Annotated in this window: 16 protein-coding genes; 7 read left to right on the top strand and 9 right to left on the bottom strand. The window is 65.2% G+C overall.

Translation table 11 applies throughout. The annotated features are described in order from the left end of the window. Positions 1-84: 84 nt before the first annotated feature. Both IAG41_RS13660 and IAG41_RS13655 read left to right on the top strand, forming a co-directional pair. The gene (locus IAG41_RS13660; RefSeq protein WP_187729220.1) at positions 85-642 is read left to right on the top strand and encodes a TetR/AcrR family transcriptional regulator; all 558 of its coding nucleotides are present in this window, start codon (positions 85-87) and stop codon (positions 640-642) included. A 21-nt stretch (positions 643-663) separates the two neighbouring features. Then, on the top strand, positions 664-1,509 hold the full coding sequence (locus tag IAG41_RS13655) for a DUF2306 domain-containing protein (RefSeq protein WP_187729219.1): 846 nt from the start codon (positions 664-666) through the stop codon (positions 1,507-1,509). Here IAG41_RS13655 and IAG41_RS13650 read toward each other — a convergent pair. From IAG41_RS13650 to IAG41_RS13640, 3 genes are all read right to left on the bottom strand, one after another. Further along, on the bottom strand, positions 1,506-2,651 hold the full coding sequence (locus tag IAG41_RS13650) for a hypothetical protein (protein WP_187729218.1): 1,146 nt from the start codon (positions 2,649-2,651) through the stop codon (positions 1,506-1,508). The two genes, IAG41_RS13655 and IAG41_RS13650, sit on opposite strands and share 4 nt — an antisense overlap. Beyond that, positions 2,648-3,745, bottom strand: a complete 1,098-nt coding sequence (locus IAG41_RS13645) for a hypothetical protein (protein WP_187729217.1) — start codon at positions 3,743-3,745, stop codon at positions 2,648-2,650. The genes IAG41_RS13650 and IAG41_RS13645 overlap by 4 nt, the downstream gene beginning before the upstream one ends. 270 nt (positions 3,746-4,015) lie before the next feature. Then, the gene (locus IAG41_RS13640) at positions 4,016-4,501 is read right to left on the bottom strand and encodes a low molecular weight protein-tyrosine-phosphatase (protein ID WP_187729216.1); all 486 of its coding nucleotides are present in this window, start codon (positions 4,499-4,501) and stop codon (positions 4,016-4,018) included. Positions 4,502-4,575: 74 nt separating this feature from the next. Between IAG41_RS13640 and IAG41_RS13635 the strand changes: the two genes are divergently transcribed. Then, positions 4,576-6,144 carry a spinster family MFS transporter gene (locus IAG41_RS13635; RefSeq protein ID WP_187729215.1) on the top strand — a complete coding sequence of 523 codons (1,569 nt, stop codon included), beginning with the start codon at positions 4,576-4,578 and terminating at the stop codon, positions 6,142-6,144. A 1-nt stretch (position 6,145) separates the two neighbouring features. Here IAG41_RS13635 and IAG41_RS13630 read toward each other — a convergent pair whose 3' ends face one another. Genes IAG41_RS13630 through IAG41_RS13620 form a run of 3 tightly spaced genes read right to left on the bottom strand, consistent with a single transcriptional unit; the run spans position 6,146 to position 8,117 of the window. Next, a complete protein-coding gene (locus IAG41_RS13630; RefSeq protein WP_187729214.1) occupies positions 6,146-6,682 on the bottom strand; it encodes a superoxide dismutase family protein in 537 nt (178 codons plus the stop codon). Between the two features lie 23 nt (positions 6,683-6,705). Then, positions 6,706-7,797 carry a hypothetical protein gene (locus IAG41_RS13625; RefSeq protein ID WP_187729213.1) on the bottom strand — a complete coding sequence of 364 codons (1,092 nt, stop codon included), beginning with the start codon at positions 7,795-7,797 and terminating at the stop codon, positions 6,706-6,708. A 2-nt stretch (positions 7,798-7,799) separates the two neighbouring features. Next, positions 7,800-8,117: a 2Fe-2S iron-sulfur cluster-binding protein gene (locus IAG41_RS13620; RefSeq protein WP_187729212.1), complete on the bottom strand. Its 318-nt coding sequence runs from the start codon at positions 8,115-8,117 to the stop codon at positions 7,800-7,802. A gap of 63 nt (positions 8,118-8,180) precedes the next feature. Here IAG41_RS13620 and IAG41_RS13615 point away from each other — a divergent pair, with 63 nt between their 5' ends. Together IAG41_RS13615 and IAG41_RS13610 are read left to right on the top strand one after the other, a co-directional pair. Further along, positions 8,181-8,804, top strand: coding sequence for a DNA-3-methyladenine glycosylase family protein (locus IAG41_RS13615; RefSeq protein ID WP_187729211.1), 624 nt, complete (start codon positions 8,181-8,183; stop codon positions 8,802-8,804). A 26-nt stretch (positions 8,805-8,830) separates the two neighbouring features. Further along, complete coding sequence (locus tag IAG41_RS13610) at positions 8,831-9,199, top strand: pentapeptide repeat-containing protein (protein WP_187729210.1); 369 nt, start codon at positions 8,831-8,833, stop codon at positions 9,197-9,199. Positions 9,200-9,227: 28 nt separating this feature from the next. Here the strand turns inward: IAG41_RS13610 and IAG41_RS13605 are convergent, their stop codons facing one another. Both IAG41_RS13605 and IAG41_RS13600 read right to left on the bottom strand, forming a co-directional pair. Then, a complete protein-coding gene (locus IAG41_RS13605) occupies positions 9,228-10,121 on the bottom strand; it encodes an ROK family protein (protein WP_187729209.1) in 894 nt (297 codons plus the stop codon). Positions 10,122-10,318: 197 nt separating this feature from the next. Next, the gene (locus IAG41_RS13600) at positions 10,319-11,407 is read right to left on the bottom strand and encodes an alpha/beta hydrolase fold domain-containing protein (RefSeq protein WP_222950707.1); all 1,089 of its coding nucleotides are present in this window, start codon (positions 11,405-11,407) and stop codon (positions 10,319-10,321) included. Positions 11,408-11,840: 433 nt separating this feature from the next. Between IAG41_RS13600 and IAG41_RS13595 the strand changes: the two genes are divergently transcribed. Then, the gene (locus tag IAG41_RS13595) at positions 11,841-12,431 is read left to right on the top strand and encodes a TetR/AcrR family transcriptional regulator (protein ID WP_187729208.1); all 591 of its coding nucleotides are present in this window, start codon (positions 11,841-11,843) and stop codon (positions 12,429-12,431) included. 144 nt (positions 12,432-12,575) lie between these two features. Here IAG41_RS13595 and IAG41_RS13590 read toward each other — a convergent pair whose 3' ends face one another. Then, positions 12,576-15,770, bottom strand: a complete 3,195-nt coding sequence (locus IAG41_RS13590) for a TonB-dependent receptor (RefSeq protein WP_187729207.1) — start codon at positions 15,768-15,770, stop codon at positions 12,576-12,578. A gap of 348 nt (positions 15,771-16,118) precedes the next feature. On the opposite strand from IAG41_RS13590, the gene IAG41_RS13585 reads away from it, so the two are divergent. Further along, complete coding sequence (locus IAG41_RS13585; protein WP_187729206.1) at positions 16,119-17,150, top strand: aldo/keto reductase; 1,032 nt, start codon at positions 16,119-16,121, stop codon at positions 17,148-17,150. Positions 17,151-17,251 lie beyond the last annotated feature (101 nt).

The raw sequence follows: 17,251 nt of genomic DNA, 5'->3' as shown, positions 1-17,251 counted from the left end.
AGTGTCCCGATTGGCGCAAAATCGCGAGAAACAAATGGGCGCCACGGTCCGCAACCGGACATTTTGCTCGAAAAGTCCGGAACCATGCGCGCCGTATTCCTGTATGCTGGTCCTATGACGCAGGGCGCGACCGACAGACCGGACCGGCGGGTTTCCCGCACCCACGCCGCTATCCTCGACGCATTCGTCCGGCTCCTGTTCGCGCGCCGCTATGCCTCGATCCGCACCGGCGATCTGGTTGCCGAAGCCGACATCGGCCGCTCCACCTTCTACGAGCATTTCCGCAACAAGGACGATGTGCTCCTTGCCGCGCTCGATCCGATCTTCCTGCCCCTCGCCAGTGCCGCAGTGGGGCGCGCCAGCCTGGCCTATCTGCGGATGACGCTGGAGCATATCTGGGAGCAGCGCATGCTCGGCCGCGTCATCTTCGACCCGCCACTGATCCCGAAGCTGCAGCGCAAGCTCGCCACGATGATCGAAGCGCGGCTGGACGAGAGCGCGTCCGGCGCCGTGCCGCCTGCGCTGGTCGCATCGGGCATCGCGGCGGCGCAGCTCGCGATCCTGCGCATGTGGCTTGCGGGCGAGGCCTCATGCACCGTGGATGCTCTCGCCCGGCATCTGCGCGACGCATATAAGGCGTAGGACGACGTTCCGGGGGACGAGATGGCCACGATCGCAGACGCACCCTTCGACCACGCACCGCCACGCCGCGGCTGGGCGCTCCGCGCTGCCGCGATCCTTCTGGTCACCGCCTGCTGGTTCAGCTCGGCGCTGTTCGGCGCCTATATCCTTGCCTTTTACGGCGGCACCGCCGCCAGCGACCCGTCGCGCTGGAACGAATCGCTCCCCCGGCTGCACGAAGCCGCCACCCCGCTCGCCAATCTCGCGATCGGCGCGCATTTCGCGACCGGGGGCATCCTGCTGCTCCTCGGCCCCATCCAGCTGATCGGCGGCGTGCGGCGCGCCATGCCGGCCTTCCACCGCTGGCTGGGGCGGCTTTACGTGCTCGCGGCCGCGATCGCGGGCGCAGCTGGGCTCGCCTTCATCCTGGCCAAGGGCACGGTGGGCGGCACGCCGATGAACCTCGGCTTCGGCCTGTACGGCGCGCTGATGGTGACCGCCGCCGGCCTCACTTTTGTCCATGCCCGCGCGCGCCGGCTCGAGCAGCACCGCGCCTGGGCGATCCGCCTGTTCGCGCTCGCGATCGGCTCGTGGCTCTATCGGATGGAATATGGCTTCTGGTTCCTGGTCGCCGGCAAGATCGGCCATACCAGCGCGTTCAGCGGATGGTTCGACATGGTGATGGCGTTCTTCTTCTATCTGCCCAATCTGGCGGTGGCGGAGTTCTTCATCCGCGCCCGCCGCACCGCACCCGGCACGCCGATCCGCGCCGCCGCTGCGCTCCTGCTGCTCGGCGCGAGCGCCTTCATCCTGCTCGCCACCTGGGTGTTCGCGAAGAATTATTGGCTGCCGGGCATCGCCAGCGGGCTTTCGGGGAGCGTCGGCTAGCTTTTCGGTGGCCTCTTGCGGCCTCGTTTGGCGCTTTGGGCGGGTGCCGCCTCTTCACCCTTCTCACGCTTGAACAGCGCCAGCGCCCAAGGGATCAACAGGCTGCTCAGCAAGGCACCGATCAGGACCTGGACGATCAGATTGGACCGGAGCCAGGTCACATAGCGCGCGCTGTCCGCCTCCTTGTCGACGCCCTTGAAGAACGCATTCGTGCCGGCGAATGTCAGTTGGCCGCTCGGGAAATCGAAGCCGCTCACCTGCAGCGTCTCCGGGCCGCAATCTGAAAGGCTCAGGCTCGGCAGGAGCTTGTACCAGAGGAGGTGTCGCCCGGTGGCGCAGACGATATGATCCGCCGCAAACCCACCGCCCGCTGCTACCGTGCCCGCCGCAATCGAACGGACATTCAGCGATGCCGAGCCGCTTATCATATCGAACTTGACCAGCTGCGAAGCCGTACCCGGAGCCATCGCCGTATCCGGGAATTCCGCGACGAGCGATCCCCCCGGCTTGAGCAGGAACTCGGCGTGGCGGAGCGTGGCGGCCGCGCTCTTGTAGCTCAACATCATCCGTCCGACCGGCGGCGTCATAAGGTTGCGACTGAAGTCGACCGTGATCTTCACGGGCGCGCCTTCGGTCAGCAGGCTGAGCCCGTTTTTTTCGAAGCGCTCGGGTGCCGTCTTCTGCAGCAGGAGCGCGTTCCCCGTCCGGTTTGCCGGAACTCCCCCCGCGAATTCGAGCGTGACGGAAACCTGCTCGTTCGGCGCGGTCTCCGCAACCAGCAGGATCTGTTCGTTGCCATAGCTCGAAAGCGTCGATGCCTCGCGCTTCGCCTTGTCCAGGAACGCGTTCAACTCCGGCGAAAGCAGCTTGGCGTCGCCCGGCAGCGTCAGAACCAGCCGCCTGGCGGACTGGAGCCGAAACGACATCACACCGCCGCTCGCTATTCCGCCGAGGCGGATCGGTCTGTCCTTGGCGACGACAAAGGATGTAGCGTCGCTTTCGGCGGGTTTGCGCGCAACGGGGATGCTTTCGAGATAATTGTAGAGCCAGGACAGAAAAACCAGCGCGGCGACCGCCGTCACCTGGAGCCAATGGCGGCGCCACAAGGGCTTCGTCGCAGTGCTCGAGAGGTTTCCCTTCATTTCGTCAGGATGAGGTCGCCGGTATAGGCGATGGCCCAGTTCGGACTGACCGGGCATGATCTGAGCGTGTCGGCATTTGTCACTCCACGGCAGGACCACCAGCCGGTCACGGACACACGATAACGTCCGGGTCTCTCATTGCTCTGCACAGGCCAGGGCCATCCCAATACGATACCTGACACAGAGCTAACGCTGCGGGGCGGGCCCAGCGGGCGGTCGTATCGATACTCCAGGTCCCGATCCCAATATCGCTCGATCGCTTCTTTCAGCAGGTCGTAGCGGCGATCGATCGCATATTGGTAGTGCAGCACGTTCGCCGGCTGCCCCTGAGCGGGGATCGTGCCCGCGCCATCGAACCCCACATTACGCAGCGAGAGCGATCCGACGACCTCCGGTCCGACCGTGGTTCCGATTACATTGACCGGCACGCGTACCGGCCGCCCTCGGTTCAATTCCATCCTGCCGTCGACCAGGCGATAGGATCGCACCTCGTAGCGCGCGACACGAAGGTCGCTGTCCGCACTCGGATCAGCGTCGCGCGAGAAGCGGATCGTGTCGCGCGGGATCGTCACCGTCCGGTGCCAGGGATTTCCGGTTTCGCTTTCCGCCGGCAACGCGTCGAGATTGGCTTCGTAGGCCACCTCGAAAAAGGGCAGCGGGAAAAAGAGTATCTTGCGATGATGATACAGCTTGATGCGCAGCACCGTGACCGTGTCCGGCTCGGCCTCATATTCGATCGACACCGGCCAGCCCTCGCGCGCAAAGCCGACGACCGCGAACTGGCCGGGAGTGGCCTCGAACGTCGCATAGATTTCCCGCGTGTCGGGCCCGAACTGGATCAGTTTCTCGGCGACCTCGGCTTCGGTGGGCGGGCACCCAACGCCGTCACAGGGCGGCTCTTGATTCTCGGTGGTTTGTGGCCGCTCCGGCTGTTGCGGCGGCGGCGCTGTGTCCGGCTGGATGACCATGGCCTGGTAGGCCGTGGGCGGCAGGCGCGGCTTGCCATAATTCTCCCCCTGTTGGGGTTGGGCGCCGGGAGCGACCTGCGCGTGAGCGCCTGGCACAGCGGTGACCAGCCCCAATACGGAAAACAAGGATAAGTACCGCGGTTGAATAGGATGTTCCCCCAATTGTCGCTGGCCGGGACGTCCGTCTCTGAAGAGAATAGCATGATCCGCGTTCGAGGTTGAGCGCAAATCGATCCAAAGATCTTGCCTTCGTGCGAAAGCAACGACGCCCGGACATACCAAATCCTGTAGTGTAGGATTTCTCATGAGATGCCGGACCGGCTCTTTCTCGTCGCCGGTGTCCAGGAACCATCGATCGCGCCGCGACCGCATACCACCCGTTTTAAGTAAGCTTCATCAACCGATCGGTTGATTCCGCTCCCGGTTCAGCATCGCCACCAGGCCGTCCGCCGCCGCGCTGACATCACGCCAAACTTCGTCGAAATCGGCTTCGTCGCCATAATAGGGATCGCGGACTCCCTGCCCGGCGCGGCCCGGCACATGATCGAGCAGCAGCGAGAGACGCGCGGTCGTGCCAGCGGGCGCGATCGCATGGAGGTCGCGCAGATTCTGCGGATCGAGCGCCAGAATATGGTCGAAGCTGCGGAAATCCTCGCCGCGCACGCGCCGGGCACGCATCCCCGAAATGTCCACGCCATGCCGAACCGCCACCGCCTGCGAGCGCGGATCGGGCGCATGGCCGACATGCCAGTCGCCGGTTCCGGCCGAATTCGCGGTCACTGCAATCCCCGCGCGCTTCGCCGCCTCGACAAACGCCGCCTCGGCCAGCGGCGAACGGCAGATATTGCCGAGGCAGACGAACAGGAAGGATGGCGAACGCATCGGCGAAAACCCTCTTTCGTAAACACGGTATGCTCTGCTAGCCTCCCGCCCAGAACATAAATCGGGAGAGATGGATGGCGTCCGCAACCCTAGCGCCTGCCGAGACCAAGGCGGGCCCCTATGCCTGGTATGTGCTCGGTCTGTTGCTAATCGTCTACATCCTCAATTTCGTCGACCGCCAGATTCTCGCGATCCTCGCCGACGACATCAAGCGCGACCTGGGGCTCAAGGACCAGGATATCGGCTTCCTCTACGGCACTGCGTTCGGCGTCTTCTACGCTTTGTTCGGCATCCCGCTCGGCCGGCTGGCGGACAGCTGGCACCGCGTCCGGCTGATGACGCTCGGGCTGGCGCTCTGGTCGACGATGACCGCGCTTTCGGGCTTCGCCCGCAACGGCACCGCGCTGTCGCTTGCCCGGATCGGCGTCGGCGTGGGCGAGGCGACCGCGAGCCCCGCCGCCTATTCGCTGATCTCGGACTGGTTCCCCAAAAGGCTGCGTGCCACCGCGCTCGCGATCTATTCGTCGGGCATCTATATCGGCGGCGGCTTCTCGATCTTCATCGGCGCGCTGATCGTGCAGAAATGGAACCTTGCCTATCCCGGCGGCGGCCCGCTGGGGCTGGTCGGCTGGCAGGCGGCGTTCATGGCAGTGGGTCTGCCTGGTCTGATCGTCGCGGCGTGGATCTTCACGCTGCGCGAGCCGGTCCGCGGCCATTCCGAAGGCATCGCGACCCCGCCCCATCCCGCGCCGTTCCGCGCCTTTTTCCAGGAACTGCTTACCATCGTTCCGCCCTTCACGCTGATCGGCGCGGCGCAGGGCGGCGCAGCGGTGTTCGCCCGCAACGTCGCGGTGCTGCTGCTGGTCGCCGGCCTCGTCGCCGGGCTGGTCTGGCTGGGCGAGCCGATCCCGCAATGGGTGGCGATCGGCATCGGCGTCTATGCGGTCTATAGCTGGGCGGTGGCGCTCAAGCGCCGCGATCCGCCGACCTATGCGCTGATCGTCGGCAGCCCGGCCTTTCTCTGCGTGGTCGTCGCCTATGGCCTCAATGCCTTCCTTGCGTATTCGGTCGCCGGCTTTGCGCCCAGCTTCGCCCGCCGCGCCTTCGCCATCCCGCCCGAACAACTCAGCGCGATGGGCTTCTGGATCGGTGCTCCGGCGGCGCTGGCGGGATTCCTGGGCATCACCCTCGGCGGCCGCATTGCCGACGCGCTGCGCGAACGGAGCCCGGTCGGCCGCGTCCATGTCATCCTGTTCGGCTGCCTCGCGCCGATTGTGCCGGTTGTCCTCACCTTCACCGCACGCAGCGAAACGATGTTCTACGTCATGCTGCCGCTCGCACAGTTCCTCACCTGCGGCGCGCTCGGCGCGTCGGCGGCGACGACGCAGGACCTGGTACTGCCCCGGATGCGCGGCACCGCCACCGCGGCCTTCTTCATCGGCACGACGCTGCTGGGGCTGGCGATGGGCCCCTATCTGGCCGGACGGATCTCGACGCTCACCGGCGATCTGGCGACCGGCGTGCTGTCGCTGCTGATCACGCTGCCGATCGCGCTCGCCGCGATCCTGGGCGCCTATCGCTGGCTGCCCGAGGCCGAGGCGACGCGCGAGGCGCGCGCCCGGGCGGCAGGAGAGCCGATCTGACCTACATTGCGTGGAAGACGCCGCAGGCGATCCGCCCGCCGCTGTTGCCCGAGGGATCGGTCTTGTAGTCGTCGGCATTGGCGTGGATCACCAGCGCCGCGCCGTCCTCGTCCATAAGCCCCTGGAAGGTACCGCCGGGCAGCGTGAAGATCGTGCGGTCGGCGCGACTCTCGCCGACCTGGAGGTTGGGCATGTCGCCGGCGTGCGGACCCATCGGGTTTTCCTTGCCGTGCTGATGCTGCGTGGGATTCCAGTGCCCGCCTGCGCTGGCGAAATCGGGCGCGTCGCACTTACCGACGGTATGGACATGCGTGCCGTGCGCGCCCTTGGGCAGGCCATGGGCCTCCACCATTACGCGGATCGCGCCGTCGACTTCCTCGGCGATCGCCTTGCCGACATCCTGCCCGTCGGCGGTACGCAGGTCCGCCTGGGCGCGGAAATGGCCGGCCATGTAGCGCGCATTCTTCTCGGGGCTGGTGCAACCGCCGACCAGCAGCACCGCGACAATCGCCGCCGCACCCATTCGCAAACCCGTCATCGCGCCAAACTCCCGTGAATTAACTATGGGGTCGTAATGGCCGGATTGGCGGCCGGTTCCAAGGGGCTTGGGCCAGCAGGTGCCGGACATTCGCCATCCTGCTTGCCGCTAACGCTGCCGACGCCGAGAATGATCTTGGCCCGACGCTCGAAGGTGAGCGCCTGCCACCGCCCGCTGTTGCCGATCGCGGTGCGGCTGCGCAGGAACGTCAGGTGCAGCATCTCATACTGCTCGGGATCGACCAGCCCGGCGTCGATCATGCAGGTCCAGCGCTGGACGTTCCAGGCATAGTCGCGCTTGATACCGTCCTGGTCGATCGTCTCCGACAACGCATTGTACCAGGCGATGATCGCCCGCAGCCGCGGCCAGCGCTCCTCCGCCGGCATCGCCGCCAGCTTGGTGCGCAGCCGGGCGATGTCCTCATCCGCGGGAAGCCCGCCCTGTTGGACGCGGGTGTCGATCGCCCAGCGGACCTTGCGCATCGTCATCGGCCCCGCCGGAAACACACGCTGGAGATCGAGCCGCACTGCATCGAGCAACGCGACATAGAAGTCGGTCTGCACCTGGAGCATCGCGTCGCTCTCGAACAAGGCGGTCAGTTCGGCCTCGATCACCGGACTCAGCTTGCCCGCCGCATCCTCGGCGGCGAGGATCTTGTCGCGGCATTTGGTGCGTACCGGCACCGCCAGGCAATCCTTAGAGAAGAGCAGCTTGCCATAGGTCGGTGCCAGCGCCTTCAGCGCCCGCTTGAACTTGCGCCGGGAGTGGAAGCCGTCGCGCCACGCCTTGAGCACCGGCTGCAAACTCCCGGTGCCGTAGTTCCATTGCGACATTCCGACAGAGATGAGCTGGCTGTCAAAATTGCCCGCGGGCATCGCCCAGCAGCCCATCGTCTCGGGGATCGAGGTCTCGGCCATCCGCGCGAAGATCGCGGCGCGGTCGAGCCCGATCTCGCCCAGCCGTGCCGCTGCCTCAGGATCGATCCGGATGAACTGCGCCTCGCCGCTGCGGCTCGGGCTGTCGCCGACCGGCCGACACTGCGCCATTGCGGCAGCCGGCACGAACGAAACAAGGGCGCCGGCGAGCGCTATCGCCAGCCGCGCCCCCCGCCGCACGCTCAGTCCTCGGCCGCGATCGTCACGCGCAGCCCGTCGAGCGCATCGGTAAACGGGATCTGGCAGGAAAGCCGCGAACGCGCGTCGCGGTCGCTCGAGCTGTCGAGCAGGTCGTTCTCGTCCTCGCTCATCGGCGGGAGTTTGGCAGCAAATTCCGGATCGACATGCACATGGCAGGTGGCGCAACTGCAGCAGCCGCCGCACAATGCGAGCAGCTCGTCGAACCCATTGTCGCGGATCACTTCCATCACGCTCAGGCCCGCATCGCCCGCGACTTCGCGTTCTTCCCCTTCCCTGGTGACGACGATAAGCTTGGGCATGCGGATCTCCTTGTTCGGCGCCGTCCATGCCGCCGATCCACCCCAAGTTCAAGGACAGCGGAAATGGGCCTGAGCGCCGCGCAGCTAAAGGCGTCGATCGACGCGCTGACCAGGATCGAGCCCGCCTTCGGTCGCGCGCTGGAGCGCGCCGGCTATCCCGCGCCGCGCATCCGCGACCGGGGCTATGAGACTTTGCTCCGCACGATCATCGGCCAGCAGGTCAGCGTCGCCGCGGCGCAATCGATCTGGAACAAGCTCGCCGCCGCGCTGGGCGATCTGACCGATCCGGGAACCGTCGCCAGGGCAACCGACGAGACGCTGCGCACCGCCGGGCTGTCGCGGCAGAAGGCGGCCTATGCGCGCAGTCTTGCCGAGGAAGTGACCAGCGGGCGCCTCGATCTCGAGCATCTGCCGCCGGACGACGAGGAAGCGATCGCCGCGCTCACCCATATCAAGGGGATCGGCCGCTGGTCGGCGGAAATCTACCTGCTCTTCGCCGAAGGCCGGCCCGACATCTGGCCCGCGGGCGATCTCGCGGTGCAGATCGAGATCGGGCGGATCATGGGTGACGCCGAGCGCCCGACCGAAAAACGCGTCCGCGAACTCGCCGAAGCCTGGCGCCCGCACCGCGGCGCCGCGGCGATCTTCGCCTGGCACCACTACAAGGTCGACATGGCGGTGATCTGAAGCCGGCGATCGGCTATCCAGCGATCATGTACATCATGGGGAACATCTCTTCGGTCGAGCTGCTGGACCACTATCGCCGCGGCGTCCGCGAAGTCCGCAATCTCGATATCGCGGATGCGGGCGAGACACCGCTCGCGGGCGCGGACCTGCGCGGGATCGTGATCAAGGACTGCTTCGTCGTGGCAGACTTCACCGGCGCCGATCTTCGCGACGCCCGCATCGACGCCAATGTCAAAACCTGCATCTTCGCGAACGCCGATTTGCGGAATGCCGATTTTCGCAACTCGGCGCTCTGCAGCACGACGTTCGTTGGTGCGAAGATGGAGGGCGCGATGTTCGAGGGCGCCTATTATCACGGCATCGATTTCGAAGCGGGCTATTTGCCCGAATGGTGACAGGCAGGCTTCCCCGCCAGACGTGTCGCTAGGCCCCCAGCGCCTCCAGCCCCATTGCGATCGCGCCGAGCGGGCCTGCCATGGTGCCGAGCCCCGGCGGCCCCAGCCGGCGGTCGAGCTCGTCGGCATAGGCGATCAGCGAGCCATAGCCGCCCAGGCTCTCGGCGAGGCGCGTGCGCAGCTTCGGAAACAGATAGTCGCGCGCGGCGATCACGCCGCCGCCGATCGCAATCCGCTCGGGCGCCGCCGTCGCCACCAGATTGTGGAGCAGCCCGCCCAGATCATGGACGAACAAATCCCATTGCGGGCCATCATCAGGCAGCTCCTGCCCCGGATACCCGAAGCGCTCGGCGAGCGCCGGTCCGGAGATCAGCCCCTCGACGCAATCGCCATGAAAGCGGCACCAGCCGGGATAAGTGTCCCCCGCCAGCCGCGGCACGCGCATATGACCCGCCTCGCCATGCGCGACGCCCTGCACTGGGCGCCCGCCCGCGACCAGCCCGACGCCGACGCCGGTGCCGATGGTGATATAGGCGTGCGTCGTCATGCCCTGCGCCGCGCCCCAGCGCCCCTCGGCGATCGCCGCGCCGTTGACGTCGGTCTGGAACGCGAGCGGCCGGGCGAAGCGCGCTTTGAGCCGGTTGACGAGATCGGTGCCGGTCCAGCCGGGCTTAGTGGTCGCGGTGATCGATCCGAAATCGAGCATCGCCGGATTGAGCTCGAGCGGACCGAAGCTGGCGATGCCGATCGCATCGAACTGCCAGCCACCAAGCACCGCCTCGATCGCGGCGAGCGTCGTAACGGGATCGGTGGTGTGGACCGTCTCGCGGGCGCGGACGTCGTCGGGTCCGGTGGCGAGAATCGCGACGCATTTGGTGCCGCCGAGCTCGAGCCCGGCGATCAGCGGAGGAGCGGTTACCATGGTTCCGAGCTAGCGCAGTCGCGCGGGTCGCAAAAGGGCGATTGGATCGGGTACAGGCACAATCCCGGTGCGGCCATATTGGCCGCAAGCTGACCGGCCGCTTTCAGGGGGGAGAAAGACACAAATGCGGTCGCGGCGTGAATTCTACCGTTGCGCAAGGGCCGGCGCCGTGGTCGGCGCCAGCCCCCATATGAGCATCAGCGGGCGAGATGCTCGCGAATGCCTTCACTTGCCTGCCGGATCGCGGCCTCTGTCGAAGGCAGGTTGCGCAGCGCATTGAGCAGCACGAAATCGTGGATAGTGCCATTGAAGCGTATGGCGGCGACACTGACGCCAGCTTCCACGAGCTTGTGGGCATAGGCCTCGCCTTCATCGCGCAGCGGATCATTCTCCGCGGTAATGACGAGTGCAGGCGGTAGGCCCTTCAGTTCCTCAAGGCTGGCGCGCAGGGGCGAGACATAGGGATTGTCGCGCGTCTTGGCGTCGGGCGCATAGCGGTCCCAGCCATATTTCATGAAATCACGGGCGAGGAAGCGATCTTTGCCATAGGTGAGGTATGACTGGCTATCGACGCTGGCGTCGGTCGCCGGGATCAGCAGCACCTGATAGCTGATCTTCGGGCCCTTGCGGTCCTTTGCCATCAGCGTCAGCGCGGCGGTCATGTCGCCGCCGACCGAATTGCCGGCGACCGCGATGCGGGTGCCGTCCGCGCCGAACTCGCCGGCGTGCGCCGCGACCCATTTGAGCCCAGCATAGGATTCCTCCAGCTGCGTCGGGAATTTGGCGGCCGGCAGCGGCGTATATTCGACGAACACGCCGACCTGGCCCGAGCCCACCACCAGATCACGCAGCAGGCGCTTGTGGTTCTCGAAATTGCCGACAATCCACACGCCACCATGGATGAAGAGCAGAACGCCGGGCTTCTCGGCGCTGTGTTCCGGGGTCATGATGTAGAGCCTGACCTGGCGCCCGTCCTGGGTGATGGTCTTCTCCACCGTGCTGACACCCGACATGTCGACCGGCGTCTGGTTCTGGAGGCCGGTCAGGATTTCCTGCGGCTTGGGCTGGGGCAGTTCCCAGAAGGGGCTCGGGTCCTTGTTGATCTGGGTGAGGAACGAACGAACCTGAGGGTCGAGGTTCGGATCGTTGGCGACGTCCTGGGCGAAAGCGGTCTGGGTCATGGTCATTACTCCTGCGAAGAGGGTGGTGAGCTTCAAAAGGCGTGCGGTGGTGCGGCGGGTATTGTGCTGCGTGGGACCGTCGGTCCGGATATTTGCGTTCGTCACTGTTGGTCTCCTTCGTTGCAGTTGGTGTCCGGCATCCCCCGGCCGTTGGGCGCACCTCCCCGACGAGGGCGGCGGGACCGCCCCCAAGGGGTCGATGATTTCATGTGTTCAGGCGGGGCTCGCGCTCCCGATGCGATCAGCTGGTGCCGATGCGCCACTCATGCCGCGTGGACTCCCGCGTGAAGGGCGGCCGTATGTCGGTTGCCTTGGGCATCGTCGTCCTTTCTTCCGTCGTTGATCCGCTTCGTCGAACCGGGCCCGGACCCTTGGCCGGCGCCGCAGTCGCATGCCTCAGCGGCATGTCGACTTAATAGACAGACAGATCTGTCTATGTCAATCGCCCCTGACGCAAATTTTTCGCTTTCATACGAAGGTTGCATATCTGGCGGAGGCGCCTATCTTAGGCAGAACGTTCTGTATGTATGAGGGTATGATGGTAAGCGATCGCCGTGAGCATCTGATCGAGACCGCGCTGCGGCTGTTCTACACGCAGGGTTTCCATGCGACTGGGATCGACAAGATCCTCGCCGAGGCGGGTGTCGCGAAGATGACCCTCTACAAGCACTTCCGGTCCAAGGACGAATTGATCCTGGCGACGCTGCGGCGGCGCGACGAGGTATTCCGGAATTGGCTGATGGGGGCGATGGAGCAGGCTGCAAGCGATCCGCGCGAGCGGATGCTTGCCATGTTCGACGCCCTTCACGACTGGTTTCACGGGCGCGCGCTGAGCGTCCTAGGATTTCATGGCTGCGCCTTCATCAAGGCCGCGGGCGAATTCAATGATCCCGATCATCCGGTCCATCGCGCATGTGCCGAGCACAAGCGGATGATCATCGACTATCTGGCTGGCCTCGCCACCGCGGCGGGTGCCCATGATCCGCAGGCATTGGCCGAGCAACTCGCTCTCTTGAAGGAAGGCGCGATTGTCACGGCGCAAGTTCGGGGAATGACGAACGCCGCGCAGCAGGCCAAGCGCGTCGCGCGGACCATGATCGATGCCGCATATGAGGCCCCCCCGCATTGATATTGTGATGTTTGGCACTCGCTAGCGAGTCGCCAGCAAGCCGCGCTTGCCATCCACCGCAAAAAAGAGCCGCACGAATGCGGCTCAGATTCGGAAGGAAGGAGGCGGCGGCCGGTCCGGGTCCGGCCGCCGGGCTTTGTGGCGTCAGAAGCGTCCGCGCAGACCGAGCATCACCACGCGGCCGGGATTGAACAGCGTGTAGGTCGCATTCTCGTACTGGAAATAGGTCCGCTGGCTGGCCTTGGTCAGGTTTTGAACGTCGACGGTCAGCTCGGGCAGGTGCTTCGCGCCGAACATCTCGTTCAGATCGAAGGACGAGCTGAAATCCCATTGCTGATAGTCATCGCTGAACAAGGCGGCGGCAGTGATGCCGTTCTGGTTGGCACTGGAGATCTGGTTGCCCTGGTTGAACGTCGTCGACATGCGCAGCGAGATGCCGTGATTCTCGTAATAGGCCGAGATGTTGTAGGTCAGCGGCGAGACGCCCGTAGCGACGGCGGGTGCCGCCCCGGATCCGCTCTGGTTGATCAGCGTCATGTTGGCGTTGAAGCCGAAGCCCTTCACCCCGAGATAGCGATCGAGCAGGAAGTCGAGCGGCTGGACCCAGTTGAGCTCCAGGCCGTTCACCTTCAGCGTGCCGCTTGCGTTGACCTGCTGCGTCAGGACCACGGTCGCCGCGTTCGGGCCGCCGCGCGAGTCGATCGCGGCCTGTTGCGTCGGGTTCAGCGTGCTGTAGGTCACGCCATATTGCGCCAGGGCCGAGAAGGGCACGGTGACGTTGCCATTGACCGTGAAGCCGGTGACGGCCTTACGGAACGCGGCGAAGCCGATATAGCCTTCGGCGCCGGTATAATATTCGAAGCCGAGATCGATATTGTCGGAGATGTAAGGCTCGAGCGCCGAGTTGCCGACGGTGCCGACATCCGCCGACGGGCTGCCGAAGGACAGCCCTGGCAGCATGCTGCTCGGATTGGGGCGCGTCATCGTCCGCGAGACGGCAGCGCGGACAACCGCATGGTCACCGATATGGAAGGCCGCGGAGGCCGACGGCAGGAAGTTGGTATAGTCGTTGTCCGTGTAAACGAAGTTCACGACGTTCGGATATAGCCCGCCATCGAGCGGCGTCGGCGCGGGCAGCGGCCCTGCGCCGTCAGGATCGGCCGGCGTGTTGCGTGGGTCCGGCAGGGTCACGCGGCCGCCGATCGTCTGCAGCGTCTTCACCCAGCGCACGCCGGCATTGAGCTGCAGGCGGTTGTCGCCAATCGGAAGGTTGCCATTGACCTCGGCATAGCCGCCGATCGTCCGCTCGCGGACATAGCCGCCGCTGGCGCCGGTGTTGGCACCACCCGCTTCCGGCGCGGTATCGTGGAAGAAGTCGTAGTTCGACGCCGCCTTGAACTTGTTCCAGTCAACGGTGATGAAATTGTCCGGCCCCGGCAGCAACAGGCCCTGCAACGGCGCCCCGGTCGGGACCAGCGAGCCGCCATAGGTGACGGGTCCCGTCTGTCCGGCGGTGTAGTTGGTGCCGTACCCCGGATAAGTCGGGTAGCCCGCGCCGGGTGTAGCGGTGTTCAGGCCGTTGCACGGCGGTTGCGAGTTCGGGCTCGGCAGGAAGACGCTGGGCTTGTCACCGCAAACGGCATTCTGCCACGCTTGGCTGTTGTCGTAACCGCGGATGCTCCGCGACACGTCGTCATAGGCGCCGCCGACCTGCAGGTTGAGCTTCTCCCCGCCCCAAGTCAGATCGCCGCGAACGCCCTTGGTGTAGGTATTGCGTCGCTCGTCCTGGATGTTCACGCGGCCGCCCGGCCAGCCGAAATTGGCCGGGTTGTTCAGATCCACATTGCTGGTGATGCTAGGGAAATCACCGCCGGTATTGTCGTAATTGACGGTCAGCCCCGAATTGGCGAGCGTGATCGGCAACACGGTCGGCGATTCACGATGGAACTGGCTCTTCGTGTAATTGCCGTTCACCGCCAGCTTGAGCTTGTCGGTGATCTGCGCCTCGATCCCGGGATTGACGCCCCAATATTGCAGGCTCTCGAAATAGGGGCGATATTCCAGGAAGAACTGCGCGTTGTAGAATGTGCCTTTGGTGACGGTGCAGCCGCTGGTGCAGTCGCTGCGATCAAAGGTCGCATTGACCGGGATGATCGCGCCGTTGCGGCCAACCCAATTCATATCGATGCGCTGCATGGCGTTGCGCTTCCGCGCGAACATGCCGTCGATATAGGCGTGGATGGTTTCGCCCTTGTACTCGAGGCTGCCGATGAAGTTCAGCCGTTCCTTATAGCCATATTCATCGGTGGTACGGCCCAGGCGGGGAATGATGCCATTGTCGATCTGGGAGATGCTCGCGCCCGGGTTGAGCTGGAGGAGCAGGTCCTGGTTGATGATCGTGCCCGCGGCGACGCCCGGGATATTGGCGTTCGACGGCACCGTTCCGGGGATCGTCCAGTTGCCGCCGCCGGTGGCGTTGCACCCGGTTCCGGCGCGGCATTGGGCCGCCGCGATCTGCGCGGGGGTCGGGGTGTTGCCGGATCCGGCGATGCTCTGCGGCGTGTTCAGATTCGGGTTGGTCCAGCCGACACTCTCGAAGCCGGTGGTGCGGATTTCGTTATGCTGGCCCGCGACACCAAGCAGGACGCCGAAATCGCCCATCGTCGTGCTGGCGAGCAGCGAGCCGCGATAGCCGTATTTGTCGGAATTGGTGTTCTTGAGGACCTGGCCCGAATAGACGATGTGCGTCCCCGGATTGTCGAACGCGCGCGCGCTGCGCATGTTCACCGTACCGGCGGCGCCGCCCTCGAGCCGATCGGCGTTCGGACTCTTCTGCACTTCCAGCTTGGTGAAAAGCTCGGTCGGGAAGAGATCGAGATCGACTTCGCGATTGGTGCTCTGCTGGCCGTCGCCGCCGGTAGAGGCGACGGCGATCGGTGCATTGTTGAGCAGCACCCTGGTGAAATTGGTGCCCAGACCGCGAATGGTGACCTGCAGACCTTCGCCGGTGATGTCGCGGCTGATCGTGACGCCGGGGATGCGGTTGAACGATTCCGCGATATTGGTGTCGGGGAACTTGCCGATGTCCTCCGCGAAAATCGAGTCGGTGAAGCCGGTGGCTTCCCGCTTGGCGTTGGTCGAGCTCTGGAGCGACGCGCGATAGCCGGAGACGACGATATCCTGGTCGCTGGTCACCTGACCGTCATCGGCTGCGGGGGCCTGCGCGGTCGTATCGGGCGTGGTTTGCGCGAGCGCCGGCCAAGCCGTGCCGCCAAGCAGGACCGCGCCGAGCATCATGGCGCGCCGCGTGGTAATCGAACGTGCAATTCGAGCGTGCATTGTCCCCTCCTCCAAAGCCTCTAACGGGCCGTACGCTCCACCGCTGATTGCGATGTTAGCGGTCACAAGGGCTATGCCCGAGGCTCGAATCTGTCAACTCATACATTTGCGCACGTATAGTTCTGCGTCCGCTCAAACACTTACCGCTTTGCAGCAAAGTGAAGGGACGCCTGGGACAACTTGTCTGATTACTAATGACAACGTTGGCGTGCCGGACGAATCACCTTCTAGCACCGTCGGAATCGGAACTTTCCTGTTATCGCTATCAGCTCGAATTTTCCTTCGAAACGCCATTGCCGATGCGGTGCCGTAACCACATTTGCGGCGCTCCATCCCCGGAGGTTCCCCATGCGCTTCAACAAGCTCGGCCGCAGCGGCCTGATCGTTTCCGAACTCTGCCTCGGCACCATGACCTTTGGCGGCCAAGAGGGCATGTGGGGCCGGATCGGTCAGCTCCAGCAGGACGAGGCCGATGCACTGGTAAAAGCCGGGCTCGATGCCGGGATCAACTTCATCGACACCGCCAATGTCTATGCCGAGGGACGCTCCGAGACGATCCTGGGCCAGGCACTGAAGAATCTGGGCGTGCGCCGCGAGGAAGTGGTGATCGCCACCAAGGTGCTTGGGCGGATGCATGACGGTCCCAACGGCGCGGGTGCATCGCGCGGGCACATCCTGGATCAGGTCAAGGCTAGCCTCGACCGGCTCCAGCTTGACCATATCGACCTCTACCAAATCCATGGCTTCGACGAGACCACGCCGATCGAGGAGACGCTCTCCGCGCTCGACAACCTCGTGCGGCGCGGCGTGGTCCGCTATATCGGCCTGTCCAACTGGGCAGCCTGGCAAGTGGCGAAGGCGGTCGGCATCGCCGCCGCGCGCGACTATGCGCAGATCGCGTCGCTCCAGGCCTATTACACGATCGCCGGGCGCGATCTGGAGCGCGACGTTATCCCCATGCTCCAGTCCGAAGGCGTGGGGCTGATGGTGTGGAGCCCGCTCGCCGGCGGCTTCCTATCGGGCAAGTACACGCGCGAAGGCGAGGGCGAAGGCCGCCGCGCCGGCTTCGACTTCCCGCCGGTCGACAAGGCGCGCGGCTATGACGTGGTCGACGTGCTGCGCGAATTGTCCCCCGCCAAGGGCAAGTCGGTGGCGCAGCTCGCGCTTGGCTGGCTGCTGCACCAGCCGGCGGTCTCCAGCGTGATCCTGGGCGCCAAGCGCGCCGACCAGCTCGCCGACAATCTGGGTGCGGTCGATGTGGCGTTCACGCCCGACGAGCTCGCGCGGCTCGACGCGGTGAGCAAGCTGCCGCCCGAATATCCCGGCTGGATGATCGAGCGCCAAGGCGGCTATCGCGGGGCGCCGAGCCCTCGGCGGTGAGACGGCACATTCCTTCCATAAGGTGCGTCACCCCGGCCGAAGTGCCGGGGTTCATCCATCCGCACGCGAGCCCCTCAAAGCTCAAGCGGCTCTCCCAGCCG

The sequence above is a fragment of the Sphingomonas sp. JC676 genome (genome assembly GCF_014489075.1).
In the GTDB taxonomy this organism is placed as follows: domain Bacteria; phylum Pseudomonadota; class Alphaproteobacteria; order Sphingomonadales; family Sphingomonadaceae; genus Sphingomonas.
This window is presented reverse-complemented; position numbering and strand designations above follow the sequence as displayed.

Coding starts and splice junctions, on each gene's coding strand:
- IAG41_RS13615 (WP_187729211.1), top strand. CDS start 8,181: ATGGGCCTGAGCGCCGCGCAGCTAAAGGCGTCGATCGACGCGCTGACC.
- IAG41_RS13605 (WP_187729209.1), bottom strand. CDS start 10,121: ATGGTAACCGCTCCTCCGCTGATCGCCGGGCTCGAGCTCGGCGGCACC.
- IAG41_RS13620 (WP_187729212.1), bottom strand. CDS start 8,117: ATGCCCAAGCTTATCGTCGTCACCAGGGAAGGGGAAGAACGCGAAGTC.
- IAG41_RS13630 (WP_187729214.1), bottom strand. CDS start 6,682: ATGACGGGTTTGCGAATGGGTGCGGCGGCGATTGTCGCGGTGCTGCTG.
- IAG41_RS13610 (WP_187729210.1), top strand. CDS start 8,831: ATGTACATCATGGGGAACATCTCTTCGGTCGAGCTGCTGGACCACTAT.
- IAG41_RS13635 (WP_187729215.1), top strand. CDS start 4,576: ATGGCGTCCGCAACCCTAGCGCCTGCCGAGACCAAGGCGGGCCCCTAT.
- IAG41_RS13585 (WP_187729206.1), top strand. CDS start 16,119: ATGCGCTTCAACAAGCTCGGCCGCAGCGGCCTGATCGTTTCCGAACTC.
- IAG41_RS13650 (WP_187729218.1), bottom strand. CDS start 2,651: ATGAAGGGAAACCTCTCGAGCACTGCGACGAAGCCCTTGTGGCGCCGC.
- IAG41_RS13640 (WP_187729216.1), bottom strand. CDS start 4,501: ATGCGTTCGCCATCCTTCCTGTTCGTCTGCCTCGGCAATATCTGCCGT.
- IAG41_RS13660 (WP_187729220.1), top strand. CDS start 85: ATGCGCGCCGTATTCCTGTATGCTGGTCCTATGACGCAGGGCGCGACC.
- IAG41_RS13655 (WP_187729219.1), top strand. CDS start 664: ATGGCCACGATCGCAGACGCACCCTTCGACCACGCACCGCCACGCCGC.
- IAG41_RS13590 (WP_187729207.1), bottom strand. CDS start 15,770: ATGCACGCTCGAATTGCACGTTCGATTACCACGCGGCGCGCCATGATG.
- IAG41_RS13595 (WP_187729208.1), top strand. CDS start 11,841: ATGGTAAGCGATCGCCGTGAGCATCTGATCGAGACCGCGCTGCGGCTG.